17 protein-coding genes and 2 pseudogenes are annotated in these 21,203 nt (G+C 65.7%); 8 read left to right on the top strand and 11 right to left on the bottom strand.

All coding sequences use genetic code 11. The features are described from left to right. Nucleotides 1-23 precede the first annotated feature (23 nt). Nucleotides 24-2,255 carry a TonB-dependent siderophore receptor gene (locus tag B7P44_RS21015; RefSeq protein ID WP_084907911.1) on the bottom strand — a complete coding sequence of 744 codons (2,232 nt, stop codon included), beginning with the start codon at nucleotides 2,253-2,255 and terminating at the stop codon, nucleotides 24-26. A gap of 709 nt (nucleotides 2,256-2,964) precedes the next feature. On the opposite strand from B7P44_RS21015, the gene B7P44_RS21010 reads away from it, so the two are divergent. Next, on the top strand, nucleotides 2,965-3,927 hold the full coding sequence (locus B7P44_RS21010) for an IS110 family RNA-guided transposase (RefSeq protein ID WP_084901415.1): 963 nt from the start codon (nucleotides 2,965-2,967) through the stop codon (nucleotides 3,925-3,927). Between the two features lie 16 nt (nucleotides 3,928-3,943). Here B7P44_RS21010 and B7P44_RS21005 read toward each other — a convergent pair whose 3' ends face one another. The 3 genes and pseudogenes from B7P44_RS21005 to B7P44_RS20995 form a co-directional block, all read right to left on the bottom strand. Continuing rightward, nucleotides 3,944-4,147 carry a DUF2970 domain-containing protein gene (locus tag B7P44_RS21005; protein WP_084907909.1) on the bottom strand — a complete coding sequence of 68 codons (204 nt, stop codon included), beginning with the start codon at nucleotides 4,145-4,147 and terminating at the stop codon, nucleotides 3,944-3,946. Nucleotides 4,148-4,281: 134 nt separating this feature from the next. Further along, nucleotides 4,282-5,247 (bottom strand): annotated as a pseudogene (locus B7P44_RS21000) (pyridoxamine 5'-phosphate oxidase family protein); the annotation flags it as partial. Between the two features lie 33 nt (nucleotides 5,248-5,280). After that, complete coding sequence (locus tag B7P44_RS20995; RefSeq protein WP_084907907.1) at nucleotides 5,281-5,925, bottom strand: glutathione S-transferase family protein; 645 nt, start codon at nucleotides 5,923-5,925, stop codon at nucleotides 5,281-5,283. Between the two features lie 126 nt (nucleotides 5,926-6,051). On the opposite strand from B7P44_RS20995, the gene B7P44_RS20990 reads away from it, so the two are divergent. Further along, the gene (locus tag B7P44_RS20990) at nucleotides 6,052-7,008 is read left to right on the top strand and encodes a LysR family transcriptional regulator (RefSeq protein ID WP_084907905.1); all 957 of its coding nucleotides are present in this window, start codon (nucleotides 6,052-6,054) and stop codon (nucleotides 7,006-7,008) included. A gap of 53 nt (nucleotides 7,009-7,061) precedes the next feature. Here the strand turns inward: B7P44_RS20990 and B7P44_RS20985 are convergent, their stop codons facing one another. Next, on the bottom strand, nucleotides 7,062-7,718 hold the full coding sequence (locus B7P44_RS20985) for a TetR/AcrR family transcriptional regulator (protein WP_084907903.1): 657 nt from the start codon (nucleotides 7,716-7,718) through the stop codon (nucleotides 7,062-7,064). A gap of 89 nt (nucleotides 7,719-7,807) precedes the next feature. On the opposite strand from B7P44_RS20985, the gene B7P44_RS20980 reads away from it, so the two are divergent. The 3 genes from B7P44_RS20980 to B7P44_RS20970 are packed head-to-tail and all read left to right on the top strand — an operon-like array spanning nucleotide 7,808 to nucleotide 11,296. Next, nucleotides 7,808-8,710: an SDR family NAD(P)-dependent oxidoreductase gene (locus B7P44_RS20980; RefSeq protein ID WP_084907901.1), complete on the top strand. Its 903-nt coding sequence runs from the start codon at nucleotides 7,808-7,810 to the stop codon at nucleotides 8,708-8,710. After that, on the top strand, nucleotides 8,707-10,299 hold the full coding sequence (locus B7P44_RS20975) for a flavin-containing monooxygenase (protein ID WP_084907899.1): 1,593 nt from the start codon (nucleotides 8,707-8,709) through the stop codon (nucleotides 10,297-10,299). The genes B7P44_RS20980 and B7P44_RS20975 overlap by 4 nt, the downstream gene beginning before the upstream one ends. A 10-nt stretch (nucleotides 10,300-10,309) precedes the next feature. Next, complete coding sequence (locus B7P44_RS20970; protein WP_084907898.1) at nucleotides 10,310-11,296, top strand: alpha/beta fold hydrolase; 987 nt, start codon at nucleotides 10,310-10,312, stop codon at nucleotides 11,294-11,296. Nucleotides 11,297-11,335: 39 nt separating this feature from the next. On the opposite strand, the gene B7P44_RS20965 is transcribed toward B7P44_RS20970, so the two are convergent. Continuing rightward, the gene (locus B7P44_RS20965) at nucleotides 11,336-11,734 is read right to left on the bottom strand and encodes a carboxymuconolactone decarboxylase family protein (protein WP_084907896.1); all 399 of its coding nucleotides are present in this window, start codon (nucleotides 11,732-11,734) and stop codon (nucleotides 11,336-11,338) included. A 423-nt stretch (nucleotides 11,735-12,157) separates the two neighbouring features. On the opposite strand from B7P44_RS20965, the gene B7P44_RS37970 reads away from it, so the two are divergent. The 3 genes from B7P44_RS37970 (at nucleotide 12,158) to B7P44_RS20950 (ending at nucleotide 16,763) form a co-directional block, all read left to right on the top strand. Further along, nucleotides 12,158-14,050 (top strand): collagen-like triple helix repeat-containing protein, encoded by a 1,893-nt coding sequence (locus B7P44_RS37970; RefSeq protein ID WP_084907894.1) that lies wholly within the window; start codon nucleotides 12,158-12,160, stop codon nucleotides 14,048-14,050. 103 nt (nucleotides 14,051-14,153) lie between these two features. Then, nucleotides 14,154-15,437: an isoprenylcysteine carboxylmethyltransferase family protein gene (locus B7P44_RS20955; RefSeq protein WP_084907893.1), complete on the top strand. Its 1,284-nt coding sequence runs from the start codon at nucleotides 14,154-14,156 to the stop codon at nucleotides 15,435-15,437. 573 nt (nucleotides 15,438-16,010) lie between these two features. Then, complete coding sequence (locus B7P44_RS20950; protein WP_084907891.1) at nucleotides 16,011-16,763, top strand: histone acetyltransferase; 753 nt, start codon at nucleotides 16,011-16,013, stop codon at nucleotides 16,761-16,763. A 522-nt stretch (nucleotides 16,764-17,285) separates the two neighbouring features. Here B7P44_RS20950 and B7P44_RS36520 read toward each other — a convergent pair. From B7P44_RS36520 to B7P44_RS20930, 5 genes and pseudogenes are all read right to left on the bottom strand, one after another. Continuing rightward, nucleotides 17,286-17,912 (bottom strand): Imm43 family immunity protein, encoded by a 627-nt coding sequence (locus tag B7P44_RS36520; protein WP_133117864.1) that lies wholly within the window; start codon nucleotides 17,910-17,912, stop codon nucleotides 17,286-17,288. 417 nt (nucleotides 17,913-18,329) lie between these two features. After that, the gene (locus B7P44_RS20940) at nucleotides 18,330-18,815 is read right to left on the bottom strand and encodes an Imm26 family immunity protein (RefSeq protein WP_157721088.1); all 486 of its coding nucleotides are present in this window, start codon (nucleotides 18,813-18,815) and stop codon (nucleotides 18,330-18,332) included. Between the two features lie 379 nt (nucleotides 18,816-19,194). Next, nucleotides 19,195-19,785 (bottom strand): annotated as a pseudogene (locus tag B7P44_RS37370) (RHS repeat-associated core domain-containing protein); the annotation flags it as partial. A gap of 389 nt (nucleotides 19,786-20,174) precedes the next feature. Beyond that, on the bottom strand, nucleotides 20,175-20,369 hold the full coding sequence (locus B7P44_RS36515) for a hypothetical protein (RefSeq protein ID WP_133117863.1): 195 nt from the start codon (nucleotides 20,367-20,369) through the stop codon (nucleotides 20,175-20,177). An 86-nt stretch (nucleotides 20,370-20,455) separates the two neighbouring features. After that, nucleotides 20,456-21,196 carry a formylglycine-generating enzyme family protein gene (locus B7P44_RS20930; protein WP_084907887.1) on the bottom strand — a complete coding sequence of 247 codons (741 nt, stop codon included), beginning with the start codon at nucleotides 21,194-21,196 and terminating at the stop codon, nucleotides 20,456-20,458. Nucleotides 21,197-21,203: the final 7 nt, after the last annotated feature.

Raw genomic sequence — 21,203 nt, 5'->3', positions numbered from 1 at the left:
CTCCAGTGTAGGTCGGATCGCGATCAGAAATCGTAAGTCAGCGACACGCGCGCGGTACGCGGCGCGCCGGGGAACAGGTAGGCGTCGCCCTGCTGCTCGCCCGCATCCCGCCAGTAGAACTTGTTGAACAGGTTGTCGACCGACACGCGCAGCACCGTCCGGTGTCCGCCGATCTTCGTCGCATACCGCGCGCCGAGATTGAACACGAACCACGCCGGCACGCGCGCCGTGCCCTCCTCGTTCGCATTGCGGCTCGCGCTGTAATCGACGCCGCCGAGCAGCGCGAGACCGGCGACGCCGGGCACCGCATAGTCCGCATACAGCGACGCGCGCAGCGCCGGGACGTTGATGACCTGGTGCCCTTCGTAGGCCGGCGAACCCGAATCGTAAGCGCGCGCGCGAATCGCCGCCACGGTCGCGGTCAGCGACAGCCGCTGCGTGAGCCGTCCGGCCGCGCCGAGCTCGATCCCCTGGTGCCGCTGCGTGCCGCGCTGCACGAACGTGTAGCTGCCGTTCGACGCGTCGGGCTGCGCGAACTGGAACGGCTTGCTGATCGAGAATACCGCGGCCGTGAGGCTCAGCCGGTCGAGCCAGTCATATTTCGCGCCGACCTCGATCTGATGCGATTCGACGGGCGGCAGGAACGCATATGCGTTGCTTGCGCGCACCGGCGCCTGGTCGCCGAGCGACAGCGCCTTGCTGTACGACGCATAGAGCGACAGCGCGTTCACCGGCTTGTAGACCAGTGCGACCTGCGGCAAGAACACCGAGCGGTCGGTGCGGGTTTGCGGACCGTCGAGGCTGCTCCAGCTCCGCTGCCGCAGCAGCACCTCCTTGCCGCCCGCGAGCACCTGCCAGTGGTCGCCGAAGCTGATCCGGTCGGCGCCGAACACCGCGTACTGCCACGCGTCGAGCCGCGGATACGACGGACCGGCCACGTTTTGCGACGGCGCAAACGTGAGGTCCGGGCCGTAGATGTTCTCGCTCCCCACATAGTCGTAGACGGCATCCGCCATGTGCACGACGCGCCGCTGCACGCTCGCGCCGACCGTCAGCTCGTGACGCACCGGTCCGGTAGAAAACTTACCGGTCGTTACCGCGCGCACGTCGTCGTTGCGTCGGTACTCGCCCGGGCTCCGGAAGTCGTACACGTCGAAATCCCCATTCCTGCCGAAGAAGAACGGTGACGCCCCACCGGGCGCGCAACCCGCCGACGAACAGCCATACGCGAACGCGCTGTTGTCGTCGATCATCGTGCGGCTGCGGCCCGCGGCGACGTAGGCCTTCCAGTCGTCGTTGAACTGGTAGTCGAAGCGCGCGTTGAGGTTCAGCGCATCGGTGGTCAGCGGTTTCGCCCACGGCTGCGTGCCGAGCGCCTTCGACGTCGACTTGACGGACGGCACGACCGTGCCGCCAAGCAGCTGATACCCCGGCGCGGAACGCTGGATCCACTGCTGGAATTCCGCATTGAGCTGCAGGCTCGCGCGCGGGCTGATGTCCCAGTCGGCGGCGATCGATCCGAACGTGCGGCGCCCGTTCGTGCCGTCGATGTACGAATGCATGTTCTCCTTCGCCGCATTGATCCGGATGCCGAACTGGTTGCCGGGGCCGAAGCGCTGGCCGAGGTCCACGGCGGCCGACGTCGATCCCCTGCTGTCGACGCCCGTCGTCACGCTCGCGACGTTCGCGGACCGCTTGGTCACGAAGTTGATCACGCCGCCCGGCGCGACGACGCCGCTGTCGATGCCCGCGAGCCCTTTCAGGATCTCGACGCGCTCCTTGTTCTCGAGCGGCACGTTCTGCTCGCCCGACACCGTCAGGCCGTCGATGCGGATCGCGCTCGCGAGATCGACCGGAAAGCCGCGAATCGAAAAGCCTTCGAAGTAGCCGACCGGCGCGTACGCGTTGCTGACCGACGCGTCGTTGCGGACGACGTCGCTCAGCCGCTTCGCCTGCTGGTCGTCCAGCAGCGCGCGGGTGACGACGCTGACCGACGCGGGCGTATCGCGCAGCGGCGCGTCGTCATACCCGGCAACCGACGCGGTGCGTGCGCGCAACGCATTGTCGCGCGCGCCGCTCACGCTGATGGCCGGCAGCGTGCCGCCGCCGGATGCCGCATCGGCGTCCGAAGCCGGCGCCGGCGCATCGACGGAAGCCGCGCCTGCCTGCGCGGCGAAAAGCGTGATGCCGAGACCCACGCTGACACACGCGCGCCGCCGGAGTGCCGGCGACGCTCTTCTTCTGTTCACAGTCATCTTTCTGGATTCGAAACTCGCCGCTCAACCTGTCGCACGCGCTTGGCCGGCGGCATGACGACCTGTCGGCCGAACGCGCCCGATCACGCAAGACGGGCGCGGGCTCGCGCGGAAACGCGCGACGGCCCCGGATGTCGTCGTCGACCGATGCGGTGCACGCGTATCGGAAGCCGGTCCGCGGCGGGCCCGGGCGTGACGCGTGCGGCGACGCGCGAGCGCCGGCGTGCCCCGCCAGCCCATTGGGCGGCGGAAGCGGCACGGCGACCCGGGCGCGCCACGCGTTGCGGCGCGCATTTTACCCCGCGGCGGCGTACCGGCGGCGGAATCGGGCAGGAAGAGTGGGAAGCGGAACAGGAAGCGCCATCGATCGACGGCGCGCATCGCCACGACGGAATCGTCGATGGCTGGCAAGCGGGCAGCGGCCGTTCAGGCGCTCACGGCGGCGGCCCGTGCAGGGCGCCCGTGCCCGGCGCATCGTCGCGCCGGCATCGGGCAGTCGACGCAATCGTGCTTGTATGTTCAAGCCTGACCGGTACGGTAAAGTCTGGGAGCAACCAGACTGAACCGTGTAGTTTGATTCGCGCTTGGGCCAATGAGCCCGTTTCTGAGTACAGAACGCACGGTTGCCGTGCTGGTCTTCCCGAAACCCGAACGGTTACCCGCCCCGATCTGATCGAGGGCGCATGCACAAGCAAGGGATCTGAAGATCATGTCTGCTTCCTCAGTAATGGTGGGTATCGACGTAGCCAAGGAGCACGTCGATATTGCGGTATTGGGCGCCGAACGCATTGCGCAGCGATGGGCTAACGATGCCGAGGCACATTCGGCCCTGGCAGCGGCCCTGCAACCCCTGAACGTGGCTCTGGTCGTCATGGAAGCCACGGGCGGCTACGAAGCGGCGCTTGCGTGTGCGTTGCAGGCGGCAGGCTTGCCGGTCGCCGTGATCAACCCGCGTCAGGCGCGCGACTTTGCCAAGTCGATGGGGCGTCTGGCCAAGACCGATACGATCGATGCTCACATGCTGGCGGAGTTCGCATCGGTACTGGTTCGTCGCAAGGATCTGGCCAACTTCATTCGACCGCTGGCCGACACCCAGCAACAAGCGCTGGCCGCCATGGTCACACGCCGTCGTCAGTTGCTCGGCATGTTGCTGTCCGAGCGGCAGCGTTTGCAGCTGGCCATTCCGGTCGTACGCCCGAGCATAGAAGCCATGATCGACGCCATCCGCAAGCAGCTTGATGATGTCGACGCCCAGATGGTTACCCACGTCCGCGCGCACTACAGCGCACTCGACGAACTGCTGCGCTCGGCAAGCGGTATCGGCCCAGTGGCCAGTGCTACCTTGATCGCAGAACTGCCCGAACTTGGCCGGCTCAATCGCCGCCAGATCGCTGCGTTGGTTGGCGTCGCTCCGATGGCATGGGACTCGGGAACTACCCGGGGGCACAGGCGCATTCAAGGCGGACGGTTCGATATCCGTCGCGTCCTGTACATGGCAGCGCTCACCGCTTCGCGACGCAACCCCGCTATTGCCGCTTTTTATCAACGACTGATCGCCGCAGGCAAACCGCCCAAGGTCGCGCTGGTTGCCTGCATGCGCAAGCTCCTGACCGTGCTCAACGCCATGGTCAAAACCAGCACACCTTGGGACAGTTCGCTTCATTCCGCTTGACTCGCTAGACGGTTACTCAGAAGCCTTGCATCGTCGACGTCGGATCGGCCACCAGGTGCACGACGCCGTAGATGACCGCCCCGACGAGCGCGGCGAGAATGATCGCCACGAACGGCAGCAGCGTGAAGTTGACGTTCGCGAGATCCGCGGCATGCTCCTTGCTGTTGCGCACGCCGAAGAAGCTCCACAGGACCAGACGGATCATGCCGAGCAGTTTCATGGCTTTGCTCCTTTCACTTTCATCGTATCGGTTGCCGTTATGGTCGATCCGATCCCCCAATGAAAACAGAAGCAGTTGCGAACGCTTTTCGGGCAGCACATGGCGCGCGGCCCGCCGGTCCGTCACGCGGTGCGAGCCGCGAACTGCGGCGCCCGTTCGACCGGCGACCAGCGAAACGGCATCACTGCGGCGCTGCGCCGCACCTCCTGCACGCGATACCGCACGACTCGCTGCGCGCCTTCGAACGACGCGACGAGCGGCCCGTCCCAGACGATCTCCGCGCGCGCGGCGACATGCACCAGGTCGCCGCGCTCGAAATCGACGAACAGCAAGCCCGCGCGCGGTTCGAGCAGCAGGTTGCCGAGCGTATTGAACAGCCGGTTGCCGCTGAAATCGGGCGTGGTCAGCGTGGCGGCGTCGTCGACGCGCACGAAGCCCGGCATCCCGCCGCGATGCGATACGTCCACGCCGCGCGCCGCGCCCGCTTCCGCCGACAGGTTCGCGCTCGCGACGAAGAACGTATCCGCCTGCGCCAGCAGCGCGCGATCGGCGTCGCTCAGCCGGTCCGAACGTTCGAGCCGCGGCGACGGCGCATCGCCGCGCGGGTCGAACGCCGGCGTGCGGCTCTGGATGTATTTCGCGCAGTTGCCGAAGCTCTGCTCCACCGCGACCGTCAGCACGTGATCGCCGTCGATGGCCTGCACGACGCCGTTGACGCGATTGCGCCGCCGCGTGTCGAACTGGATGCCGAGCCCGCCGAGCTGCGCGCCCGGCCGCCACGCATCGGCCAACGGATCGCCCGGCAGGGCGTCGCCCGCGATCCGCAGCGTGTGCGCGTCGGGCGACGTCGCGAAGCCCGGCGCGCCGACGCGCAGCGTCGCCCACGGCTGGCCCGCCGAATCGACGCCGCCGAGCACGAAGAACGGCAACTGCGCGAAGAACGCCCGATGCTGATCGGGCATGAAACGCCGGATGCCGCGCAGCCCGACGGCGCTCGCGGCGTCGGCCACGCCCGCGCGCTGCTGCACGGCGAGTTCGCCCGCATGAAACGGCGACACATCCAGTTCCCAGCCCGGCAAGGCGACGGTCGGCGCAGTCATCATTTGCTCTCCTGAAGGAAGCGGCCCGGCGCGCTATGCGGCGAGCAGGCCCGCGCGGGTCGGCGGCATGCCGACGAAACCGGGCAACGCCTCGACGCGCGCGAGCCATGCGCGCAGATGCGGATACGGATTGAGCGACACGCCGCCTTCCGGCGCGTGCGCGACGTACGTGTAGGCCGCGATGTCGGCGATGGTCGGCTGCGCGCCGGCCGCGAACGGCCGCTTCGCGAACTCCGCGTCGATCACGTCGAACAGCCTGACGGCGATGCGCTTCGCCAGCGCGTGATCGAGCGGCGCGCCGAACACGGTGACGAGCCGCGCCGCGGCCGGGCCCGCTGCGATCGGCCCCGCCGCGAGCGACAGCCAGCGCTGCACGGCCGCCGCGCCGGCCGGATCGTCGGGCAGCCAGTGCGCGTCGCCGTAGCGCTTCGCGAGATAGACGAGGATCGCGTTCGAGTCGGACAGCACGACGCCGCCGTCGTCGATCACGGGCACCTGCCCGAACGGGTTCAGCGCGAGGAAGGCCGGCCCGCGCTGCTCGCCCGCGGCGAGATCCACGTCGACGATCTCGAACGGCACGCCGAGCAGCGACAGGAACAGGCGCACGCGGTGCGCGTGACCGGACAGCGGAAACGAGTAGACGCGGATCGGAACGGACGGCTTCTCGGCAACAGGCATGGGAACACTCCGGCAAAGGGCGTCGCCGCGAACCGGCAACGAACGGCCCCAGCGTAGCGCGCGCCCTCTGTCGCCAGAAGAGGGATAATCGCGGAAACATCATCCTCTTTGACAGGACAATCGGCGATGGCGGACCTGCGCGACGTAAACCTGAACCGGCTCGCGATTTTCGTGGCGGTGGTCGAGGCGGGTTCGCTGACGGCGGCGGCCGAGCGGCTCGGGCTCGCGAAAACGGTGGTCAGCACGCACATGCAGCGGCTCGAATCAGAAGTGGGCGCGAACCTGCTGGTGCGCACCACGCGGCGGCTCGCCGTGACCGACGCGGGGCGCGCGTTCTACGACGCGTGCCGCGACATCATGCGCGCGACCGAAAGCGCGCTCGACGCGGTGTCGTCGGAGACGGGGCCGCTGCGCGGCACGCTGCGCGTGAGCGCGCCGATCGACTATGGCGCGCAGGTCGTCGCGCCCGCGATCGTCGCGCTGCGCGATGCGCATCCGGCGCTCGACGTCGAGCTGATCGCGAACGACCGCCTCGTCGACCTCGTCGCCGACAACATCGACGTCGCGGTCCGCATCGGCCGTCTCGCGGATTCGAACTATCGCGCGGTGCAACTCGGCGAATACGAGAAATGGCCGGTCGCGAGCCCGGCGTTCGTCGCGCGCTGGGGCTTGCCGCGCGATCCGGCGGCGCTCGCGGCGCTGCCGTTCGTGATGCTGTCGACGCTGCCGCGCCCGCAGACGTTCGAGCTCGAGAATGGGCGAGGCGGCAAGGCGTCGGTGCGCTGCACCGCGCACGTCGTGTCGAACACCGCGACCGCGTGCCGTGCGATCGCGCTCGCGGGCGGCGGCTTCGGGCTGCTGACCGACTTCTCGATCGCCGACGACGTCGCCGCGGGCCGGCTCGTGCGCCTGCTGCCCGGGTGGCGCTCGCCGCCGGCCGGGATTCACGCGATCTTTCCGTCGACGCGGCTGCCGTCGCCGAAGGTGCGGGCGTTCATCGACGCAATGCGGGAGAGGATCGGCGAGGCGCCGGCGCGGGCAACACGGGCGCGTGCGACAAGGTCGAAGCGTGCTGCCGTGTGAATCGTGCCGCATGTGTGCGGCATTCCATCGCGACGCGGCAGCGTCACCACCCGCTACCCCGCCGCCCGCAACGTCCCGAGCAGCACCTTCCTGCAGCTCGCGATCATCTGCGCTTCCGGATCGCGGTACTGGGTCAGCAGCCACGCCGCGCCGACGTTCGTCATCGCACCGACGAGCGCAAGCCCGATCAGCCGCTGCTCGGTGCGCTCCGCCGCCGTGACCGCCTCGCCCGGCCCGCCGATCGCCATGATCAGCTTGCCGAACTCGACGAGCACGCGCTGATACGTCGCGTCGGTATCCAGGCTCACGCCCATCACCTCGAGCAGCAGCACGCGCGCCGCGCACGGGTCGCGCAGGAACCCGAAGAACGCCGCGAGCCCCGCGTCGACACGTGCGTCCAGATCGCCGCCGCGCGCGGCGACCGCTTGCGCAACCGCGTCGCGCAACTGCTCCGCGTGATGCAGGTAGGTGCGGCGCAGCAAATCCTCGGTGCTGTCGAACGCCGCATAGAAATAGCGGTCGTTCAGCTTCGCTTCCTGGCAGATCGACCGCACGGTCGCCTTCCTGAAACCGACCGTGCCGAACACGCGCGTCGCCGCGCGGATCAATGCGTCGCGCCGCTCCGCCGCGCGCACCTCGGGCGCCACGCCACCGTACGCGCGGCCCCGTTTCTGCGTTTCGAGTGCTTTCTCCATTCCGCTATTTGACATCAGGACACCCGAAAACTAAAGTGGTGACACACAACACCACAATAAGCACACCGCCGGCGCAGTGCAAGCGGACATCGGAGGAACGACGGATGAAGGGGTTTTCCGGGAAGGTCGCCGCGATCACCGGCGCCGGTTCGGGCATGGGCCGCAGTCTCGCGGTCGAGCTTGCGCGACGCGGCTGCGAGGTCGCGTTGAGCGACGTCAACGACGTCGGGCTCGCGGGCACCGCGGCCGCCTGCGCGCGGCACGGCGTGCGCGTGACGACGCAACGGCTCGACGTCGCCGACCGCGGCGCGGTGTTCGCATGGGCCGACTTCGTGCGCCAGTCGCACGGCAAGGTCAACCTGATCTTCAACAACGCGGGCGTGTCGCTCGCGGCCAGCGCGGAAACCGCATGCATCGACGACCTCGAATGGATCGTCGGGATCAACTTCTGGGGCGTCGTGCATGGCACGCAGGCGTTCCTGCCCCATCTGCGCGCATCCGGCGACGGCCACGTCGTCAACACGTCGAGCCTGTTCGGCCTGATCGCGATGCCGACCCAAAGCGCGTACAACGCGACCAAGTTCGCGGTGCGCGGCTTCACCGAGGCGCTGCGGATGGAACTGGAACTCGACGGCGCGCCCGTCAGCGCGACCTGCGTGCACCCGGGTGGCGTCGCGACCGGCATCGTCGATGCGTCGCGCGTCGACGCGAGCATTCATGCGCTGACCGGCCAGGACGACGCGACCCACCGCCGCCAGGCGAACCGCCTGATCAATGCGACGACGGCCGACGACGCCGCGCGGCAGATCCTCGCCGGCGTCGAGCGCAATGCGCGCCGCGTGCTCGTCGGCGCCGACGCGCGCCGCCTCGACAGGATCGCGCGCCTCCTCGGCGCGGCCTACCAGATGCTGATGATCCGCCACGTGCGCCGTGCCCGCGCACGCAACCTCCAGCGCGCGCATCCGGGCGCCGCGCTCCCGACCACGCCGACCAAGGACCCCGCATGACTTCGACGACGACCGACCGCCGCGCCGCGCCGCCCGCCTTCGACCGCCGCGCGCCCGCCGGCGGCACGCACCGCGACGGCGCCGATCTCGACGTGCTGATCGTCGGCGCCGGCCTGTCCGGCATCGGCGCGGCCTATCACCTGCAGCGGCGCTGCCCGTTCGCGCGCGTCGCGATCCTCGAGGCGCGCGACGCGATCGGCGGCACCTGGGACCTGTTTCGCTATCCGGGCGTCCGTTCGGATTCCGACATGTTCACGCTCGGCTACAGCTTTCGGCCGTGGCACAGCGACAACGCGATCTCGGATGGCCAGACGATCCTCGACTACATCCGCGACACCGCGCGCACCCACGGGATCGACAAGACGATCCGCTACGGCCACAAGGTCGTCGGCGCGGACTGGGATTCGAACCACGCGCGCTGGACGGTGCGCGTCGAACGCGGCGGCGGTGACGACGAAGCCGAGACGCTCGTGCTGACCTGCCGCTTCCTGTACATGTGCAGCGGCTACTACGACTACGACGCGGGCTACCTGCCCGACTGGCCCGGCAAGGACACGTTCGGCGGCGATCTCGTGCATCCGCAGCACTGGCCGAAGAACCTGTCGTACGCGGACCGCCGCGTGATCGTGATCGGCAGCGGCGCGACCGCGGTGACGCTCGTGCCGTCGATGGCAGCCGTTGCCCGGCACGTGACGATGCTGCAGCGCTCACCGACCTACATCGTGTCGCTGCCCGCGCGCGACAGGATCGCCAACGCGCTGCGCCGCGTGCTGCCGGCGCGGCTCGCGCACCGGCTCGTGCGCATCAAGAACGTGCTGCTGACGATGTATCTCTACAATCTCGCGCGCCGCAAGCCTGACCAGACGAAGAAATTCATCATCCGCGCGGCCGGCAAGCAGGTCGGCCCCGGCTTCGACGTCGCGAAGCACCTGACGCCGCGCTACAAGCCGTGGGACCAGCGCGTGTGCCTCGTGCCGAACGGCGACCTGTTCAAGGCGATCCGCGCGGGCCGCGCGTCGATCGTCACCGACGAGATCGAGCGCTTCACGCGGACCGGCGTCATGCTGAAGAGCGGCCAGCGGCTCGACGCGGACGTGATCGTCACCGCGACCGGGCTGAAGGTGAAGATGCTCGGCGGCGCGCAGGTCACGGTCGACGGCCGCGCGGTTGACCTGCCGCAGACGGTGTCGTACAAGGGGATGATGTACAGCGATGTGCCGAACCTCGCGTCGTCGTTCGGCTACACGAATGCGTCGTGGACGCTGAAGGCCGAGCTGATCGCGCGCTACGTCTGCCGCCTGCTCAACCACATGCGCGCGAACGGCTACGACACGTGCGTGCCGCGCCTCGCGCCGGGCGACCTCGGCAACGTGCCGGCGGTGAACCTCAGCTCCGGCTACATCCAGCGCGCGGCCGGCATCCTGCCGAAACAGGGGGAGAAGAAGCCTTGGAAATTCCACCAGAACTACGTGCTCGATCTCGCGTCGCTGAAGTTCAGCACGCTCGCCGATTCGGCGATGCAGTTCGAACGCCGCGCGAAGCCCGACGCGGCCGCCGCATCCGTCCCGCAAACCGCGCTTGAAACCTGACGAGGCCGACATGAGCCATACGATCCATCTGATCCAGCAGGCGCTGATCGCCGTCGTGGCCGTGTGCGCGGCGCTCGCGGCGTTCACGTGGTATGTCGCGCACCGCGTGACGCGCGCGTTCCGGCCCGAAGGCCGGTTCGTCGACATCGGCGGCGATCGCATCCATTACGTCGAGTACGGCAACGGCCCGCCGATCGTGTTCGTCCACGGGCTTGCGGGGCAACTGCGCAATTTCGCGTACCTGCCGCTGCAGCGGCTCGCGGAACGCCATCGCGTGATCCTGATCGACCGGCCGGGCGCCGGGCATTCGCTGCGCGGCGCACGCTCGCAGGCGAACATCTTCGCGCAGGCGCGCATGGTCGCCGCGTTCATCGACGCGCTGCAGCTCGACAAGCCGGGGCTCGTCGGGCATTCGCTCGGCGGCGCGATTTCGCTCGCGGTCGGCCTCAACCATCCGGAGCACGTGAGCCGCCTCGCGCTGATCGCGCCGCTCACGCATCCGGAGTCCGAGCCGCCGGGGCCGTTCCGCCCGCTGCTGATTCCATCGAAGCGCGTGCGCCGCTTCGTGTCGTGGACCTTCGCGATTCCACTGACGATCCTGACCGGCCGCAAGGCGGTCGTCGCGGTGTTCGCGCCGGAAGCGGTGCCGAAGGATTTCCCGGTCAAGGGCGGCGGGCTGCTCGGGCTGCGGCCGCGCAGTTTCTATGCGACGTCGTCGGACCTGATCGCGGTGCCCGACGACCTGCCCGCGATGGAGCGCCGCTATGCGGAGCTCGCGCTGCCGGTCGACGTGCTGTACGGCCGCGACGACCGCATCCTGAACTGGCGCAGTCACGGCGAGGCGCTCGCGCAGAAGTCGCCGCGCGTGCGGCTGCGGGTGGTCGACGGCGGCCACATGCTGCCGGTCACGATTCCGGACGCGACGGCCGAGTGGCTGGCCGAAGTGGCCGCGGCGCCGGTCGAAGCGCACGCGCCGGTCGCGCAGGCCGGGCGCTGACGTCCTGACGTCGCCGCGCGTCGGCGCGCGGCGACGCGTTCAGTCCTCGTTGCCGGGCAGCGTCAGGCCGAGTTCCGCGATCACCTCGCGCGCGCTGCGGAATGCTTCGACCGCCGCCGGCGCGCCCGCGTACAGCGCGCTGTGCAGCAGCACCTCGCGAATCTCGACGAGGCTTGCGCCGTTGTTGAGCGCGCCGCGCACGTGGCCCTTCAGCTCGGTGCTGCGGCCCAGCGCGGCCAGCATCGCGCACGTGCACAGGCTGCGCGTCTTCAGATCGATGCCGCCGCGCTGCCACGTGCTGCCCCACGCGTGCTCGTTCAGCCAGTCCTGCAGCGGCCGCGAAAATCCGTCGAGATCGCGCATCGCCCGCTCGACGAAGGCCTCGCCCATCACGTCGGTGCGACGCGCCTTGCCCTGTTCCCTGTCCTGTTCGCTCATCTCTCTGTCCTGTTCGTTCGGATTCCGTTTTGGATTTCATTTCGGATTGCTTCGGTTGCGCCGCCGGTTGCCGGTTCGCGCGGGTTTGCCCGCCGGGCGGCGCGATCCGCTCATGTTCGCGAGGCGCGGGCATTTCGTCAAAGACGCGGGCCTCGGTCGGGCGGGCCGCCGCGCCAGTAAGCTTGTCAACGCGCATGCGCCGCCGGACGCCGACGCTACGTAACGTTTCCACGCGCGTTACGGCGCGTTGCGGGAACATCGCGCAGCCCATTGCGCCACCGCTCCGCGAAAACGCCATTACTCAGGACAAAAAGCCTCAAACGTCGGACTTCCCGCAAGAAAAATCCGCCACCCGCCGCGCAAACTGCGATGGCGCGGAAATTGCAGTTCTGGCCGGGACAAACACCAATCGTTGAGGCCAACATGCAGAAATACTTCACAAGAACGACGCTCTCGCTCGCCATCTCGTCGCTGCTCGCGCTGTCAGGCTGCAGTTCGGTCGACGGACCGACCACGTCTACCGCGCTCAAGCCGAGCTCGTCGGGATCGTCGGGCACATCGGGGTCGTCAGGGACTTCCGGTAGTTCGGGTAGTTCGGGTAGTTCGGGTAGTTCGGGTAGTTCGGGTAGTTCGGGTAGTTCGGGTAGTTCGGGGACTTCGGGCACTTCGGGCACTTCGGGCACTTCGGGCACTTCGGGCACTTCGGGCACTTCGGGCACTTCGGGGACTTCGGGCACTTCCGGTACGTCTGGCACCTCCGGCACGTCAGGCACCTCCGGCACGTCGGGTACCTCCGGCACGTCGGGTACCTCCGGCACGTCAGGCACCTCCGGTACGTCGGGCACCTCCGGCACGTCGGGCACCTCCGGTACGTCAGGCACCTCCGGTACGTCTGGTACCTCCGGCACGTCGGGTACCTCCGGCACGTCGGGCACCTCCGGTACGTCAGGCACCTCCGGCACGTCAGGCACCTCCGGCACGTCAGGCACCTCCGGCACGTCAGGCACCTCCGGCACGTCAGGCACCTCCGGCACGTCGGGCACCTCCGGCGCCACCCCGCTCGGCAGCATCTTCCAGCAGACCGGCACCCTCGTCACGTCGCTCGGCACGACCGTCGCGAACGGCGGTACGCAAGTGGGCGGCGTGTCGAACAATCCGGCTGCCACCAGCGTCGGCAATGCGGTCACGAGCCTCGGCAACGGCGTCCAGTCCCTCGGCAACGGCGTCGCGGTCGGCCTCGGCTCGATCGGCGTGTCGGCGAATCCGCTCGGCCCGACGCTGACGTCGACGACCGGCCTGCTGAGCGGCACCGGCGCAGCCGTCAACAACGTCGGCAACGCGGTGACGAGCCTCGGCGCCGGCCCGCTGTCGCCGCTCGCGCCGGTCACGACGACCGTCGGCGGCCTCGTCAACACGGTCGGCAGCGTCATCAACACGGCAGCGTCCGGCCTCAACACCACGATCAACACCACACCGATCCAGCAGCTCGAGACGCAGGTCGGCAGCCTCATCAACCCGATCACGAACACGCTGACCGGCAGCGTCCAGACGCCCGGCACCACGCAGAACGTCGGCGCCACGACCGGCGCCGGCACGCCGGTCGGCAACCTGCTGACCACGGTCGGCACCGGCCTCGGCACGGCCGGCGCGCAGATCGGCGGCGCGACGACCAACCCGGCAGGCGCCGATCTCGGCAACGTCGTGACGCAACTCGGCAACACGGTCGCGAGCGTCGGCGGCCTGCTCGGCGGCAGTACGGGCAGCTCCAGCAGCGGTTTGGGCGGCACGGGCGGGACCAGCGGCAGCGGCCCGCTCGCACCCGTGACGAACCTGCTCGGCTCGCTCGGTTCCATCGGCGGGACAAGTGGCACCGGCAGCGGAACCGGCGGCACCGGCGCAAGCGGTCCTCTCGCACCGGTGACCAACCTGCTCGGTTCGATCGGCGGAAGCAGCACCGGCGCCGGCGGCCTGCTGGCGCCGGTCACGAACCTCGTCAATTCGCTGACGCCGCTCGGCGCGAGCCTCACCGGCACGGTCACCGCGCCGGGCGGTGGCGTGACCGGCAACCTGACCGGCGCGCTGACGAACGGACCGGTCGGCACGCTTGCCGGTTCGCTGACGTCGCCGGCCGGCGCCACCGGCGCCGGCGTCACGGCGAGTCCGGGCGGCGTGATCACGACGATGACGACCCCGGGCGGCAGCGGCACCAGCACCGCGACAGGCGGCCTGACCGGCGGCACGGCAGGCACGACCAACCTGCTCGCGCCGGTGACGAACTTGGTCGGCGGCCTGCTCGGCGGCGCCGTACCGAAGTAATCGACCCGCAGGACCAGGTGGCCGGGCACACAACATTCCAAACCCCGGCCGCCCGCCGGCGCCGCTCACGTTGCGGCGTCGGCATCATCCATACGAGGACCATATGAACTCGACGCTCGAAGGCCTCTCCGCCTTACAAGACCGGCCGCCCCGCTCCGCCACTCCGTTGCGCGCCGGCCTGCTCGGCGTCACGGCCGGCCTCTTCGCGCTGTGGATCACACGCGACCAGCCCGCCCTCGACGGCGCCACGCGCGCGGTCATCGCCAGTCTCGCGATCATCGGCACGATCGCGCTGCACGAACTCCTCATCTCGCGCGTCTACCTGCGGCCGAGCGCCGGCCTGTCACGGCAGGCCGTGCGGCCGCTCGGCGTCGCCCGCGTCGCGGTGCGTCTCGGCGCGCTCGCGTCGGTCTACGCGGGCATCGGCATGCTGTACTGGCTGCTGCCCGAGTATCACGGCGCGTTCTACCTGCCGTTCTGGTCGCTGCTGCGCGCGCTCGCGCCCTACGTGATCGTCGCCGCGCCGGTCTATTTCGCGTGGATGGACCGCCATCAGCGCGAGACCGACGACGCTTACCTGCTGTGGGGGCGCTTCCTGTTCCGCGGCGAGCAGCCCGCGAGCTGGCAGCCGGTGCGCGAGATGCTCGCCGGGTGGATGGTCAAGGCGTTCTTCCTGCCGCTGATGACCGTCTACCTGTCGAAGGACGCCGACCACCTGAGCGCATCGCTCGCGAACGCGATGCATGCGCCGATGTCGCTCGCGCTGTTCGTGTTCATGTACGACCTGTCGTTCACGATGGACCTGATGTTCGGCACCGTCGGCTACCTGTGCACGTTCCGCATCCTCGACAGCCACGTGCGCACCGTCGAGCCGACGACGCTCGGCTGGCTCGCCGCGCTGATCTGCTACCAGCCGTTCTGGTCGCTGATCTCGAACAACTACATCCGCTACGAAGGCTCGCTGTTCTGGGACAACTGGCTGCTCTCCGCGCCGGCGATCCGCGTGGTCTGGGGTGCGACGATCATCGCGCTGCTGCTGTGCTACGCGCTGTCGACGATCTCGTTCGGCCTGCGTTTCTCGAACCTGACCCACCGCGGGATCATCACGTCCGGCCCTTACCGCTTCACGAAGCATCCGGCCTACATCGCGAAGAACCTGTCGTACTGGATGATCTCGGTGCCGTTCGTCGAGCCGCTCGGCTGGCAGGTCGCGCTCGCGCATTGCGCGGCGCTGGTCGCGGTCAACCTGATCTACTTCCTGCGCGCGAAGACCGAGGAGCGCCACCTGATGCGCGATCCGGACTATCGCGCGTATGCGGCATGGGTCGCCGAGCACGGGTTGTTCGCGCGGATCCGGCGGGTGTTCGGGCAGCAGCGCGCCGGTTGATTTGCCGCCGGCCTGGCCGGAACACCGTCTCGCAAAGCGGTCGCCTGCGCTGCTTTCGTCGGGTGCAAAACGGCAGGCCGCCTGCGGATCAGGACGCAGGCGCTTTGCGCGCTCAATTCATCTCAAAAATGGTCTGCTTGCGGCCAATTGTCGCGAAATACGGTCAAATGACGCCTTTTACATAAAGCGGGATTGCCGGATGCGCGATGACCGCGTATGGTGCGGGCCGTCCGTGTGCGTGTCGGCTCGCCCGGGTGCTTGGGCCGCTTGCATCGTTCGGACATTCCGACCGTCGCCCTGCGCGACGGCCGTGCGGGCTCCGGCCCGCCGTTCATCGTCTCCGCGACGCCGCCTGCCGGCGCCGCGCATTCATGAGGAAAGAGGCGTGATGCACAAAGTCCTGATCCTGATCGCTCTCTGCGTCGCGGGCCTCGCCGCGATCGCTGCCGGTTTCCAGCACATCCCCAGCTGATTGGCGGCCCCGGCTCGCTTGCCGAGCCGCGGGGCCGCTTCCTCCGTTTTCCATCGCCATGACCCATTCATTCGACACGCTCGACACGATCTCCCTTTGCCATGCGCATCGACGTACAGCATTGCCAGAACACCATCGACGATGAGCTGGATACGCTCCACGCTCGTCTCCATCAACCGGGCCACCGCCTGCACGGCCTGCCGGCCGTCGCGCTCGGCGCATCGGGCCTGATCGTCCGCCATCGCGAGGCAGACGGTGAATATTTCCTCTACGTCGAAGATCCGGCGACCCGGCAGCTCGCCGGGTATACGGTGTTCAATCGACTGCCCGAAATTCCGCGCCGCGCGGATCGATACCTGCGCGCGCCTCATTCCAAATTTCGCGCTTCGTTCCAGCGCAAGGGGCTTGCGACCACGCTGTATCGGTGGGGGCTCGATGCCGGGCTGTGCCTGATCAGCGGCGCGCGGCAGTCGGTTGGAGCGGCAAGGCTGTGGACGATGCTCGCGCGGGAGTACCGGCACGGGTTCGTCGATATCGAAGGGCGGGAATTGCGTTATCTCGGCGAATGCGTGTCCGATGACGTGCATGGTGCGTTGCATACGCGGCGGTTGTTGCTTGGGAGGGGGTGGACGATGGGAGAATTTGCGGAGGCAGTCGACATGACCGACGGGCCAACCATGGCGCGCGATCACTCACGTTGCGCTTCGACGCGCTGGCCAGAGTGGCCGGTTCGCGTGCCTCCAAAGGTCGACGCCCCGGACGCTCAATCCATCTTGCCGGGAGCCAACACAATCGTGGCCAGACAAGCAGGGTTGCGCTCCTTGAAGCCAAACGAGAGCGTGCCCCATGGCTGACGCGAGGAATGCACGGTCTCTTCTTCAAGCGAGTGCCCATGAGGGGAGTCCGTAATTGGAACCTCGCCGTAATGAGCGCGCAGGGCATCGATACCGATGCAGTCTCCATCGAGACTCAGCACCAGAAAGCCCGGAAAGCGCCGCCTCACGCTGAACCGCAGGTCGATTTCCGTGATCCGGGTGTCGCCGGCAAGCTGCACAGGGCCGTCGCTGCCCAGGAACACCGCGGAGTCGTTGCGACCGCTGTCACTCAGGCTGGTGCGGAGAGTGGACTCCACCACCGCCATTCGCCAATGGGAGCTGGCGAACGAGCGCGTCGAGCGTTTGCCACACCGTCAGTGCGGGTGGGGTCGCGACCGGTTGCGGTGTGCCTGACTCAGGCGTCGCACTCGGTGTGGCGAGCGGAATCGCCAGACCCAGCGCCAGGAGCACGCGCCGGGTACGAAGCGCAATACGAAATGGATGTGCCACGCCTGTAGATCGAGCCAGGTAGCCAGGTGCCGAGCGTTCCACAACGTCGCTTTACGACACCTCGCCCCACGGATCATAGATGTAGTTGTTATCTATCGGAATGAACTCGACGCCCTTCAACGCCACCCTCTCCGCCTCCCCCTTGAATTTCTCATTACAAACAAGCTCCATTATCTCGACGCTTCGAAACAAGGTTGATGCACAATCATCGCGAGGAACAAATCGCTTGATCCAACTGTACATTGGAGTACCGGGAAAAAGATTGTTCTCAGCAATCCCTCCTGTTTCCATATCCCGATCTTCCGAAAATTCAGAGTTACTTCGGTCAAGCAACGCAACGTGTTCCGCCGGGAGAAATATCGAATAGCGCTTATCCCCAACATCTTTACCATCGTACGTGATCCGCAATGGGATTTCACGATAACGAACCTTCATCGCATTACACACCTGCAAAAACTGCTCCGACACAAAATTTGTCTGACTTCCATAAAAATCAAAATCAACCGAAGCCTTAGAGTCGGCAAGCTGATATATGTAATCGTGCTCCACTGCCACGCTGAATGGATCGCCAACATACATTGGCCACTCCCACTCATCGCGATTTACCGCTCCGGACAAGAGGTGCGGGCACCCAAACTCACCCGGGCGATATTTAACGACATAGAATCGAGCATCCATTAAAGCAGCCTTTTCGATTACCAAATCAAGCGCCCCCCAAACCGATCCTCTCTCGCGTCATATGTTCAATGCGCCAAACACCAACAATGAGTTGCATATAACAGCGCCGCACAGCGAACAATCTGCCGAATTTTCAGCTCAGCTTTCCACGTGGAATCATTTGACACCCAATCCAGTTGAAATTCCGCGGCCACGACAGGATCGTAAAACCGGACCGGCTCATATGCAGTCCGGGTATATCATCAGCATGCTGCCGCACGTACCTAACGGCTACTCGTTATGTCTCCACGCCAACCGTCGATCCCGCAGCCCGACTTTCCCTGATTCCAAACATCGTCCGGCCGAGGCGATCGTTCCCGCCTTGGCCACCATGCACGATTACGCTGCATCAAACGATGTCGCCCTACGTTTGATCAATCACTGCTTTTTCAGTAGCGGAGTTAGCCATTTCTTGATTTGAGCATCTCGCTGCGGCGTATACGGAGGAAGCTCTTCAGCCTCCCGTTTCGATATTTCAACCTGATTACCGAATAAATCAATTTTCCAATACTGAGCTCCGCCATATGAAAAATATGCATTCACCCCCTCAGACGGAGAAAATCCTGACTCATGCCCAACAATGCGCCAGTCGCAATCAGGTTTTCTATCAAATACCCAATACGAATCAACTATCACCGGCCCAGCAAGCATCTCGGCATTCTCAATTTGGCCCGCAGCAACTTCGTGCTCAGACAAATTCAAATCAAAAAACTCAACCCCATGACCAATATCAAGCTTAGACAATATTCTCCCAACAGCATAAGATGACTCACTCAACGCCATCAAGAATATATCCCCAACCTTAAGAGATCGAATTGGAGTTCTCGGCTTCTTATCCCACCCATGCAACTTGATCGAACCCATTATTAACATCCACCTTTGAGTTGACTACTCTTCGCCTTGCAATGCTCCTCAAAATATGCTTGTCGGCACGCTTCCCGCGTCGTGCTCGCATGATCAAAGGAGTTAATCTTGTTGCCACGATTGGTCGCGGAGATCGGTTCACCAACGGTCGCGGTCTTAGTTTTGTAGTGCTCGAATATGCCTGCTCGTAACCACGCGACTGCCCATAGGTGACGTTTCGTTCCAACGGCCTCATTTCATCCTCAATACCCAATCTTCCAGACGCTGCATGTTCAACTTGCCGCCGCATGAGATCATCCGTTATGCCGACGTAGTAACACTTCGTTGCCCCCGGTTCATAAAGTCCATAAACATGATACCCGGGGGCAGTCTCATGAATCCAACTAAGCGGATCAAAATACCTAGTCGGATTAGGCGCATAGGCATATAAATTGTTGCCCCCCGACAACCCAATCGGATCCTGATTAACAAACCGCCCCACATCCGGGTCATAAAACCGGAACGTGTTGTAATGCAGCCCCGTACGGTCATCAGCATACTGCCCCGCATACCGCAACGGCTGGTCGGTGCGCGGCGCCGCCAGCTGCCGATCCCCAGCCTCGACCTTCCCCCACGCCGAATACCGCCCGGCCCACGCGACCTCGCCCGCCTCGTCCGTCACCTCCAGCGGCGCGCCGACCAGATCCGTATGGAAATGGTAGACCCGTGCCGCGTGTTTCGCCTTCTCGATCGCAACCGCGGCAATCGCATCCGCGATCACCGCGTCGACGCGCGCTGCCGGCGTATACGGCGCATCCGGGCTGTAACCATAGCTGCTGACGCCGGTTTCGCGAATCTCCTGCGCGAGCCTCAACCCTTCCCACACGAACCGCTTGCGCTCGGCGCGCAACTCCACGCCGCGATGATCGAAGCAGGTTTCGGTCTTCGCCGTCCGCCGTCCAAGTGGGTCATACTCAAATTCGGTGGGAACTTGATGCTGGGCTGCGCCTGATCAGCGGTGCGCGGCAGTCGGCAAGGGCGGCAAGGCTGTAGACAATGCTTGCGCGGGATTATCAACATGGCTTCGTCGATATCGAGGGCGAGCGTTGCACTATCTCGGTAAGTCCGTGCCAGACAACGTCCATGATGCGTCGCATACGCGACGGTTGATGCTTGGGACCGGGTGGACGGTCGCGGATTTCGCGGTTGTGGCGGGGATGATGGATGCGCCGGCGAGTGTGGCCGGCCGCGATGTGCTCGCTCGACGGCCTAGCCGGCATGGCCCGTGGATGAGTCCCAGTGCGGCGGCACAACAGGCACGCGCCCGTCCGGTGTTCCCTGACGCGTGACGGCGGCGTCAGTACCACGCATACATGAATGTCACAGGGCGCTCGGATGCCACTCGGTGATCAGGAACGGGTTGCCGCTTGCGTCCCGTAACGAGATCGTTTTCCCAAGCGGACACTCGAGCGGATTTGCGCCCGCCATGACATCGGGAACGAGCCCGCCTTTCTGGAACGCAACTGCTGAAAGACGTGCAAATTTTCCACGTTTATCTTTCGATACTTCCTGCATGGCCACCGTTTTCTCACCGTGGCCCCAAGGTATAGCATCGATATGTTGTCAAATCCAAAGCCGTCATATTCTGCATGTGGCCAATCTCAGTCTGGTAGATCGCGGACCAACCTCAGACAAGCTTGCCCGTCTTCGAGCGCCGATGATGGCGAGCGCATCGCGGATACGCACCACACCCATTCTTCATCCTGCCAAGGCCAGAAATAGGCGCCGCCACCACGGACAACGTAGCTGCCGTCAAGCAATGGCGCACCGTCCGCAAGGCTTGTAGCAAATTTCTCTTGACACCATTCCGGATTTGACATGCCATAAAGGCCAAAATTATTGCACGTCAAAGCATCAAGATTCTCAAAGTCAGAATTAATAAGGCGCTCCAATTCATCTTCTGGCGGCAGCTTATCTCCGAATGAAAATAGAGTTTTAGTACCAGCTCGGCACAGATACTCCCACTCCGATTCTCGCGGAAGACGACATCCCATTGCACCCGAAAAATTCAGCGCATCAGATCGATCAAAATACGCGGGAAAATAAGAATCTCCCACCAAATCTTCACGCACGCTTTTGTTAAGCACAGGCGTAATCGATACCAGCAAATCAGGAATCGTCTTCCTTTGAATTGGCCGCATCTCGTCGATATTAAGCTGCAAGACGCTTGACAACACTCGCGCCGATTGCTCCTCCCCCTCCGAAAACCCCATGCTGTACGTTCCACCTGGGACGTACTGAAAAACAATGCCACTGGACTCGTGAACAAATCTCGGCCAATCGTGCACCACCGAATTTATTTTACGAAACTGACCACCCAGCTTCTCTTCGATATCTTTCATGCAAACA

It is taken from the genome of Burkholderia ubonensis subsp. mesacidophila, from assembly GCF_002097715.1.
GTDB classification, from domain to species: domain Bacteria; phylum Pseudomonadota; class Gammaproteobacteria; order Burkholderiales; family Burkholderiaceae; genus Burkholderia; species Burkholderia mesacidophila.
The sequence above is the reverse complement of the archived record's forward strand: the minus strand, read 5'-3'. Positions and strand labels throughout refer to the sequence as shown.

Bases quoted from the DNA above. Each gene is read 5' to 3' on its own strand.
- B7P44_RS20980 (WP_084907901.1), top strand. From the start codon at position 7,808: ATGAAGGGGTTTTCCGGGAAGGTCGCCGCGATCACCGGCGCCGGTTCG.
- B7P44_RS36515 (WP_133117863.1), bottom strand. From the start codon at position 20,369: ATGCAGGAAGTATCGAAAGATAAACGTGGAAAATTTGCACGTCTTTCA.
- B7P44_RS20930 (WP_084907887.1), bottom strand. From the start codon at position 21,196: ATGAAAGATATCGAAGAGAAGCTGGGTGGTCAGTTTCGTAAAATAAAT.
- B7P44_RS20995 (WP_084907907.1), bottom strand. From the start codon at position 5,925: ATGCCTGTTGCCGAGAAGCCGTCCGTTCCGATCCGCGTCTACTCGTTT.
- B7P44_RS20965 (WP_084907896.1), bottom strand. From the start codon at position 11,734: ATGAGCGAACAGGACAGGGAACAGGGCAAGGCGCGTCGCACCGACGTG.
- B7P44_RS20990 (WP_084907905.1), top strand. From the start codon at position 6,052: ATGGCGGACCTGCGCGACGTAAACCTGAACCGGCTCGCGATTTTCGTG.
- B7P44_RS21010 (WP_084901415.1), top strand. From the start codon at position 2,965: ATGTCTGCTTCCTCAGTAATGGTGGGTATCGACGTAGCCAAGGAGCAC.
- B7P44_RS21005 (WP_084907909.1), bottom strand. From the start codon at position 4,147: ATGAAACTGCTCGGCATGATCCGTCTGGTCCTGTGGAGCTTCTTCGGC.
- B7P44_RS37970 (WP_084907894.1), top strand. From the start codon at position 12,158: ATGCAGAAATACTTCACAAGAACGACGCTCTCGCTCGCCATCTCGTCG.
- B7P44_RS21015 (WP_084907911.1), bottom strand. From the start codon at position 2,255: ATGACTGTGAACAGAAGAAGAGCGTCGCCGGCACTCCGGCGGCGCGCG.
- B7P44_RS20970 (WP_084907898.1), top strand. From the start codon at position 10,310: ATGAGCCATACGATCCATCTGATCCAGCAGGCGCTGATCGCCGTCGTG.
- B7P44_RS20985 (WP_084907903.1), bottom strand. From the start codon at position 7,718: ATGTCAAATAGCGGAATGGAGAAAGCACTCGAAACGCAGAAACGGGGC.
- B7P44_RS20955 (WP_084907893.1), top strand. From the start codon at position 14,154: ATGAACTCGACGCTCGAAGGCCTCTCCGCCTTACAAGACCGGCCGCCC.
- B7P44_RS20940 (WP_157721088.1), bottom strand. From the start codon at position 18,815: ATGGGTTCGATCAAGTTGCATGGGTGGGATAAGAAGCCGAGAACTCCA.
- B7P44_RS36520 (WP_133117864.1), bottom strand. From the start codon at position 17,912: ATGGATGCTCGATTCTATGTCGTTAAATATCGCCCGGGTGAGTTTGGG.
- B7P44_RS20975 (WP_084907899.1), top strand. From the start codon at position 8,707: ATGACTTCGACGACGACCGACCGCCGCGCCGCGCCGCCCGCCTTCGAC.
- B7P44_RS20950 (WP_084907891.1), top strand. From the start codon at position 16,011: ATGCGCATCGACGTACAGCATTGCCAGAACACCATCGACGATGAGCTG.